This window comes from Streptomyces sp. NPDC054887 (assembly GCF_053610585.1).
On the sequence record NZ_JBSGYQ010000127.1, the window covers coordinates 1 to 7,817 of the forward strand.

The window sequence follows — 7,817 nt, forward strand, 5'->3', positions numbered from 1 at the left end:
GTGCTGTACGTGCCTCAGTGGCCGGCGCCGTGCTCCGCGGCGTCGTCGGGGGACTCGGCGCCCTCCGGCGCGTTCGCCGACGCGCCGGCCGCCGGGGCGCCCGCCTCGCCGGTGGCCGAGCCCGTCGGCGTACCCGACGGGTCGGCGCTCGCCGAGCCGGACGGCGACTGTGCCGGCGGCTTCGGGAGCTGGGTCGGGCCGACGCCCTTGAAGTACTGGGTGGCCGGGACGACGAACGCCCGCAGGTCCACGGAGCCGGTCTCGCTCAGCTCGAACCGCACGGGCTGCGCGTCGCCGTCCTTCGCCGCCTCGCGGCCGTCCTCGATCACGGCGGAGGCGTTGCCCGCGCCGCCGAGCTGGAGCGAGCCGCCGGCGGGCACGGTCAGCGGGCCCGAGCCCTTGGCCGGCTTGAGCTTCACCTTGGCGTCGCTGCCGGGCAGCGTGATGGCTTCGAGCGTCTCCGCCTTGCTGCCGTTGTTGAAGACCATGCCGGTGACGACCGCCGGGCCCTCGGCGTCGATCTCGGGCTGGGTGACGATCGCCGCGTTCTGGATCTTGATGTCGTCGACGCTGGCAGCGGCGTTGTCCGGCCTGACCCCCAGCGTCTGCGCGTCGTTGCCCGCCCCGCAGGCGGCAAGCGACGCGATCGAGAACACGATGGCGGTGGCGGCGAGGGCACCGCGTCGAAGGCTGCGGCTCACGGCGGAGGCATCTCCTGTTAGACGGGTTCGAGCGGCGTACAGCCGCCCCGAGGGGTGTGTCGGCGCGCTTAGGTTACCGAGCCGTCGTCCACCCCTCGTACCCGACCCGCCCCACCCCGCCGGGCCATACCGGCCGCGGGAGACACGGTGGCCTGTTTCGTACGCCCTTCACATATCCGCGGGAGGGCCGCCGGGCGTCCGGGCCGGGGATTATCCGTAAGGAATGCGCGACACTCCGGGAATTGATCATCGCGGTACGTGATCAATTCCTGATTCCGGCGAACGAGTGACCGATCGCCGAACGGAGTACGCCGACTGCGCCGCTCCGAACCCGGCAAAACGGGACGTTCGGCGTCTTCGGAGGGGTCCGTGATGGGTGTAACGTACGCGTTTCTCTGCGCCCGTACAGCCGCTCCGACCTGCGAATACCCGCTTCCGGAAGCCCCGCGCAGCACGTTCCTGTCGCTGTTGTCAAGCCCCGAGATATGCCCTGACCTGCGGAAACGCCATTCAGAAGAAGCAGTTTCCGTGTTACTCTGGATAGCCACGGAAGGGGTACCTGTCACATGACGTTCAAGGTTGGCGACACCGTGGTCTATCCCCATCACGGGGCCGCGCTGATCGAGGCTATCGAAACTCGCCAGATCAAAGGCGTGGACAAGACCTACTTGGTGCTCAAGGTCGCCCAGGGTGACTTGACTGTTCGTGTGCCTGCGGACAATGCGGAGTTCGTCGGTGTACGCGATGTAGTCGGTCAGGAAGGGCTCGACCGGGTCTTCGAGGTGCTGCGCGCACCGTATGCCGAAGAGCCGACGAACTGGTCCCGGCGCTACAAGGCAAATCTCGAGAAGCTCGCCTCCGGTGATGTCATCAAGGTCGCCGAGGTAGTGCGCGACCTGTGGCGCCGTGAGCGTGAGCGCGGTCTCTCCGCAGGTGAGAAGCGCATGCTCGCGAAGGCGCGTCAGATCCTGGTGAGCGAGCTCGCGCTCGCGGAGAACACCAATGAAGACAAGGCCGAGGCTCTGCTCGACGAGGTCCTCGCGTCCTGACTCCGGGTTCCAGGGGCTCCTTCCCTGATGCCCAGTAATGATGCCGCGGTGCCCGCCGACAAGGTTCCAGCCCTTGTTGCCGGGCGCTGCGGCATGTTGCGTTCACTCCGCCCGCGCTACCCGCTCGCGTGCTCCCGCGCGGCCCTGCGTCCCCTTTTGCTCCGGCGCCCCGGTGTGCCGGGCCCGGGCGGTCGGCTCGACCGGTCGTCACGGAAGGGGCCGGTCAAGGCGTCGCGCCCAGCACGCTGTGGCCATACCCACCGAGGCCGCGGACACAAACCTGGCGGAGCCAAACCCGTTCCCGAAGCTTGTCGGCCCCGGAGCTACCGATGACAGACGAATCGCGCCCCACACCCACGCCGCGCACCGCCGCCGTGATCCCCGCGGCCGGCCGCGGGGTGCGGCTGGGACCCGGCGCGCCCAAGGCGCTCCGCGCGCTGAGCGGCACCCCCATGCTGATCCACGCGGTACGGGCCATGGCCAACTCCAGGGCCGTCTCCCTCGTCGTCGTGGTGGCGCCCAGGGACGGCGCCGCCGAGGTGAAGAACCTCCTCGGCGAGCACGCGCTGCCCGAGCGCACCGACTTCCTCGTCGTACCGGGCGGTGAGACCCGCCAGGAGTCGGTGCGGCTCGGACTCGAAGCGCTGCCCGCCGACGTCACCACGGTCCTGGTGCACGACGCGGCCCGCCCCCTCGTCCCCGTCGACACCGTCGACGCGGTCGTCGAGGCCGTACGGGACGGAGCGCCCGCGGTGGTCCCCGCGCTGCCGCTGGCGGACACCGTCAAGGAGGTCGAACCCGGCGAGAAGGGCGAGCTCGAGCCCGTCGTCGCCACGCCCGCGCGGTCCCGGCTGCGCGCCGTGCAGACCCCGCAGGGCTTCGACCGCGCCACGCTCGTGCGCGCCCACGAGACGATCGCGGCGGGCGGGGAGGGCGCGACCGACTGCGCCGGCATGGTCGAGCAGCTCGGCGTGCGGGTCGTCGTCGTCCCCGGCCACGAAGAGGCGTTCAAGGTGACCCGGCCGCTGGACCTCGTCCTGGCCGAGGCGGTACTCGCCCGCAGGAGGGCCAACGATGGCTTCTGAGCTTTCCCCCGAGGTCCCCGTCCCGCCGCTGCCGCAGGTCGGCGTCGGCACGGACATCCACGCCTTCGAAGAGGGCCGCGAGCTGTGGTGCGGCGGCCTGCTCTGGGAGGGCGAGGGCCCCGGCCTGGCCGGCCACTCGGACGCCGACGTGGTCGCGCACGCCGCCTGCAACGCGCTGTTCTCCGCCGCCGGCCTCGGCGACCTCGGCGCGCACTTCGGCACCGGACGCCCCGAGTGGTCCGGCGCGTCCGGCATCACGCTGCTGACCGAGGCGGCGCGGATCGTACGGTCCGAGGGGTTCGGCATCGGGAACGTCGCCGTCCAGGTGGTCGGCGTACGGCCCAAGATCGGCAAACGGCGCGAGGAAGCGCAGAAGGTGCTCTCCGCGGCGGTCGGCGCCCCGGTCTCGCTGTCGGCCGCGACGTCCGACGGCCTGGGCTTCACCGGCCGCGGCGAGGGCCTCGCGGCGATCGCGACGGCGCTGGTGGTCCGCACGACGGCGTGAGCGGTCGCGCCCCCGGCCGCTCCGTCTCCCCGCCCGGCGGGGACCGGGGCGGCCCCCGGTAGGGGCGGCTGATCCGCGCCGCGCCGCCCCCCGTACCGCAAAGGGTCGCTGGGCACTGCCGTCCGCCCACTACCCTGGTGTGGTGACTATTCGGCTGTACGACACCAGCGCCCGGCAGACTCGCGACTTCTCCCCGCTCACGCCGGGCTGCGTCTCGATCTACCTGTGTGGCGCTACCGTGCAGGCCGCCCCGCACATCGGGCACATCAGGTCCGGCCTGAACTTCGACATCATGCGCCGCTGGTTCACCTACCGGGGCTACGAGGTGACGTTCATCCGCAACGTCACCGACATCGACGACAAGATCATCAACAAGTCGGCGGAGCAGGGCCGCCCCTGGTGGTCCATCGGGTACGAGAACGAGCGGGCCTTCAACGACGGCTACGCCGCCCTCGGCTGCCTCCCGCCCACCTACGAGCCCCGTGCCACCGGCCACGTCACCGAGATGGTCGAGATGATGCGCGGCCTCATCGAGCGCGGGCACGCGTACGAGGCCGACGGGAACGTCTACTTCGACGTGCGCTCCCACCCCGGCTACCTGGAGCTCTCCAACCAGGAGCTCGACAACCTCCTCCAGCCGTCCGGCGAGGGCGAGACCGGCAAGCGCGACCCGCGCGACTTCGCCATGTGGAAGGCCGCGAAGCCCGGTGAGCCGAGCTGGGAGACGCCGTGGGGACGCGGGCGCCCCGGCTGGCACCTGGAGTGCTCCGCGATGGCCCACAAGTACCTGGGCTCCGCCTTCGACATCCACGGCGGCGGCATCGACCTGATCTTCCCGCACCACGAGAACGAGATCGCCCAGGCCAAGGCGTTCGGCGACGACTTCGCCGCGTACTGGGTGCACAACCACTGGGTCACCATGGCCGGCGAGAAGATGTCGAAATCGCTGGGCAACTCGGTGCTCGTCAGCGAGATGGTCAAGGCGTGGCGCCCCATCGTGCTGCGCTACTACCTCGGTACGCCGCACTACCGCTCCACCATCGAGTACAGCGAGGACGCCCTGCGCGAGGCGGAGTCCGCGTTCGCGCGCATCGAGGGCTTCGTCCAGCGCGTCGTGGAGAAGGCGGGCGGCGTCGTCGAGCCCGCCGCCGAGGTCCCGCCCGCGTTCGCCGAGGCCATGGACGACGACCTCGGCGTCCCGCAGGCCCTCGCGATCGTCCACACCACCGTCCGCCAGGGCAACTCCGCGCTGGCCGCCGACGACAAGGACGAGGCCGTGGCCCGGCTGGCCGAGGTGCGGGCGATGCTCGGCGTCCTCGGCCTCGACCCGCTCTCGGAGCAGTGGTCGGGCGGCGGCACGGAGCGCGGCGAGGACCTGCACGGGGTCGTCGACACGCTCGTACGCCTCGTACTCGACCAGCGGCAGTCGGCCCGCGACCGCAAGGACTGGGCCGCCGCCGACGCGATCCGCGACCAGCTCCAGCAGTCCGGCCTCGTCATCGAGGACAGCCCGTCGGGCCCGCGATGGACCCTCGGCTCACGCTGACCGGAACGCGCGACGTGCCGCCCGGCGTCCCGGGCGGCACACTTTCCCCTATACGTACGCACGTCTGAAGCAACGGAACAGGTAACAGGTCATGGCCGGGAACAGCCAGCGCAGGAACCGCCGCACGTCCAACAAGAAGGGCGCTACGGTCGGCAGCGGTGGCCAGCGGCGCAAGGGCCTCGAAGGCCGGGGCCCGACGCCGCCCGCCGAGGCCCGCAAGAAGCACAAGAAGAACCGCATCGCCACGGCCAAGGCCAAGCAGGCCGCCGTCCGCCGCCCGGCTCCGCGCCGCGGCGGCGTCAAGGGCACGTCCGAGATGGTCGTCGGCCGCAACCCGGTCTTCGAGGCGCTGCGCGACGGCGTCCCCGCCACCACGCTGTACGTGCAGCAGTTCATCGACAACGACGAGCGGGTCCGCGAGGCCCTCCAGCTCGCGGCCGCGCGCGGCAACATCAACCTGATGGAGGCCCCGCGCCCGGAGCTCGACCGGATGACGAACGGCCTGAACCACCAGGGCCTCGTCCTCCAGGTCCCGCCGTACGAGTACGCGCACCCCGAGGACCTGACGGCGGCGGCGTACGACAAGCACGAGGACCCGCTGATCGTCGCCCTCGACGGCGTGACCGACCCGCGCAACCTCGGCGCCATCGTCCGCTCCGTCTCCGCGTTCGGCGGCCACGGCGTGGTCGTGCCGGAGCGCCGCGCCGCGGGCATGACGGCCGGTGCGTGGAAGTCCTCCGCCGGTACGGCGGCCCGTACGCCGGTCTCCCGCGTCACCAACCTCACCCGCGCCCTGGAGGGCTACCAGAAGGCCGGGATCACGGTCGTCGGCCTCGCGGCGGACGGCGAGCACACGGTGCAGGACCTGGAGCAGCTCGGCGGCCCGGTCGTCATCGTCATCGGCAGCGAGGGCAAGGGCCTCGGCCGCCTCGTCGGCGAGACCTGCGACTACCTCGTCCGCATCCCGATGCCGGGCGGCGCCGAGTCGCTGAACGCCGGTGTGGCGGCGGGCATCGTGCTCTGGGAGGCGGCGCAGCGCCGCCGCTGACGCGCGGGCCGGGCCGGCGCGGCGGTGCGCCGGCCCGAGCCGGAAACCTGGTCGGTTATGTCCCGGTAAGGGTGTCTTGACGGGTCTCGGACAGATCGAGTGCGTCAAGGCAGTGTCCTAACGACACGTCACTCGGTTAGATGAGTGTGGACACCAGAACACCCGGGTTCGACGATCAGCCCGCCCTGAGCATGGTCAAGGTGCCCTGCGATCCAGCGCAGGTCATCGTCAACCACGCCAGCTTCCGCGTGCAGCTCGCCCCGGCCCACAGCCGGCGGCCCGTACCGCCGTACGCGGGGGCGGGCGGTGTGAGCAGCGGGCTGGGGGACACGGCGCGCATTCCGGCGATGGCCGGTGCGACCGCGACCCGACGGCGGACGCCCGTCGTCTGGAGCGGGAAGTCCGAGCCGGGCGACCCCGGCGCGACGGGCCTCCTCCAGGCCGTACGGAACTCCTCGTCCGGCGAGCGCCTCGACAGCGGCGCCACGCAGGTCATCCCCCGGCTCTCCGTGGGCGAGAGCACAGAGGACACGGCGGCGATCCCCACCGTCATCGGTCCGCGCGGCTCCGAGCCGCCCATGACGCAGATGCTGCCCCGAATGAAGCAGGCCGTCGGCGCGTACGACGTGCCCGACCGGACCGCCGAGGACCCCCGCGCCGACCGGGAGTTCGACGACGACGACTACGACGACGAGTACGAGATCGGCGACCAGCGCGGCCGGCGCAACGCCGACGCGGTCCGCCACGCCTACTACCCCGGTCGGCGGATGAACCTCGGCGTGGTGCTCCTGCCGCTCCGCGTGTTCCTCGGCCTCATCTCCATCTACGCCGGCATGGGCAAGCTGTGCGACCCCGTCTACTTCGACGGCGGCGAACGCGGCTCGATGGTCAAGTGGCTGACCTCGCTGCACCCGTGGGCCCTCGCCGAGCCGCTGCGGGACTTCGCGCTCAGCCACCCCGTGGGCGCCGGCCTGACCGTGGCGTTCCTCCAGGTCGTCGTCGGCGTGCTGACGGTCCTCGGACTGTGGCAGCGCGTCGCCGCCTGCTTCGGGACGCTGCTCTCCGCCGCGCTGATCATGACGGTGAGCTGGAAGACCGTTCCGGCGTACGACGCGCCCGACATCATCTACCTCGCCGCCTGGTCGCCGCTGATCATCGCGGGCGCGCCCGTCTACTCCATCGACGGCCGTCTCGCCGGCGAGGCGTGGCGCAAGCTCGGGCCGCGCTCGGAGCTGTGGGAACTGCGCCGGCGCGTACTGCGGCGCGGCGCCGTCATCGCGTCCCTGGTCGTCGGAGTGACGCTGCTCATCGGCTCGATGCTGGGCGGCGCCGTGCGTTCCTCGGACATGGTCACCGTGCCCGGCCCGAACGACGACCCGACCAACCACCTCCCCGGGGCTCCGCTGCCCCAGGAGACCGGCAGCAGCACCGGCCGGGCCTCGCAGGGACCGACGGGCCGCACCCCGGCTCCCTCCGCGAGCAGCTCCGCCGGCCCCTCGGCGAGGGCCACCACCCCCGGCACGGTCCGCGAGACGGCCACCGTCGGTACGGACGCCCAGCGGCCCAGCCAGACGCAGGGCACCACGGCCGGCCAGGCCCCGTCCCAGCAGCAGCCGCCGCCTCCGCAGGCGCCCACGACCAGCGCCGGGCCGACGTCCAGCGGCGGCGCGGGCAGCGGCGGCACCACCGGCGGCTCCGGCACCACCGGCGGCGGCACGACGGGCGGCACCACCGGCGGCACCACGGGCGGCAGCGCCACGGGCGGCAGCGGTGGCAGCAGCGGCAGCGGTGGCAGCGGCGGAAAGGTCATCGGCGGCCTGCTCGGCTAGGCGACCGACGGACCGACCGGTCACGGCGAAGGGCCCGGCGCACATCCCGTGCGC

At 72.2% G+C, this 7,817-nt stretch carries 7 protein-coding genes; 6 read left to right on the forward strand and 1 reads right to left on the reverse strand.

Translation table 11 applies throughout. The features are described 5' to 3' along the window. Positions 1-14: 14 nt before the first annotated feature. The gene (locus tag ACWGH0_RS34330) at positions 15-701 is read right to left on the reverse strand and encodes a DUF461 domain-containing protein (RefSeq protein WP_453408195.1); all 687 of its coding nucleotides are present in this window, start codon (positions 699-701) and stop codon (positions 15-17) included. A gap of 566 nt (positions 702-1,267) precedes the next feature. Between ACWGH0_RS34330 and ACWGH0_RS34335 the strand changes: the two genes are divergently transcribed. From ACWGH0_RS34335 to ACWGH0_RS34360, 6 genes are all read left to right on the forward strand, one after another. Next, positions 1,268-1,750 (forward strand): CarD family transcriptional regulator, encoded by a 483-nt coding sequence (locus tag ACWGH0_RS34335; RefSeq protein ID WP_006380568.1) that lies wholly within the window; start codon positions 1,268-1,270, stop codon positions 1,748-1,750. A 329-nt stretch (positions 1,751-2,079) separates the two neighbouring features. Further along, positions 2,080-2,835 carry a 2-C-methyl-D-erythritol 4-phosphate cytidylyltransferase gene (ispD, locus tag ACWGH0_RS34340; protein WP_453408196.1) on the forward strand — a complete coding sequence of 252 codons (756 nt, stop codon included), beginning with the start codon at positions 2,080-2,082 and terminating at the stop codon, positions 2,833-2,835. Next, positions 2,825-3,340 (forward strand): 2-C-methyl-D-erythritol 2,4-cyclodiphosphate synthase, encoded by a 516-nt coding sequence (ispF, locus tag ACWGH0_RS34345; RefSeq protein WP_453408197.1) that lies wholly within the window; start codon positions 2,825-2,827, stop codon positions 3,338-3,340. Before ispD ends, ispF begins: the two co-directional genes overlap by 11 nt. Positions 3,341-3,482: 142 nt before the next feature. Next, positions 3,483-4,886 carry a cysteine--tRNA ligase gene (gene cysS / locus ACWGH0_RS34350; RefSeq protein ID WP_453408198.1) on the forward strand — a complete coding sequence of 468 codons (1,404 nt, stop codon included), beginning with the start codon at positions 3,483-3,485 and terminating at the stop codon, positions 4,884-4,886. Between the two features lie 91 nt (positions 4,887-4,977). Continuing rightward, entirely contained in the window at positions 4,978-5,934 is a 957-nt protein-coding gene (gene rlmB / locus ACWGH0_RS34355; protein WP_138904892.1) for a 23S rRNA (guanosine(2251)-2'-O)-methyltransferase RlmB, read from the forward strand. Between the two features lie 140 nt (positions 5,935-6,074). Beyond that, a complete protein-coding gene (locus ACWGH0_RS34360; protein ID WP_453408199.1) occupies positions 6,075-7,763 on the forward strand; it encodes a DoxX family membrane protein in 1,689 nt (562 codons plus the stop codon). Positions 7,764-7,817: the final 54 nt, after the last annotated feature.

Excerpts from the sequence above, each read along its gene's own strand:
- ispF (WP_453408197.1), top strand. The coding sequence starts at position 2,825 with ATGGCTTCTGAGCTTTCCCCCGAGGTCCCCGTCCCGCCGCTGCCGCAG.
- ispD (WP_453408196.1), top strand. The coding sequence starts at position 2,080 with ATGACAGACGAATCGCGCCCCACACCCACGCCGCGCACCGCCGCCGTG.
- rlmB (WP_138904892.1), top strand. The coding sequence starts at position 4,978 with ATGGCCGGGAACAGCCAGCGCAGGAACCGCCGCACGTCCAACAAGAAG.
- ACWGH0_RS34360 (WP_453408199.1), top strand. The coding sequence starts at position 6,075 with ATGAGTGTGGACACCAGAACACCCGGGTTCGACGATCAGCCCGCCCTG.
- ACWGH0_RS34335 (WP_006380568.1), top strand. The coding sequence starts at position 1,268 with ATGACGTTCAAGGTTGGCGACACCGTGGTCTATCCCCATCACGGGGCC.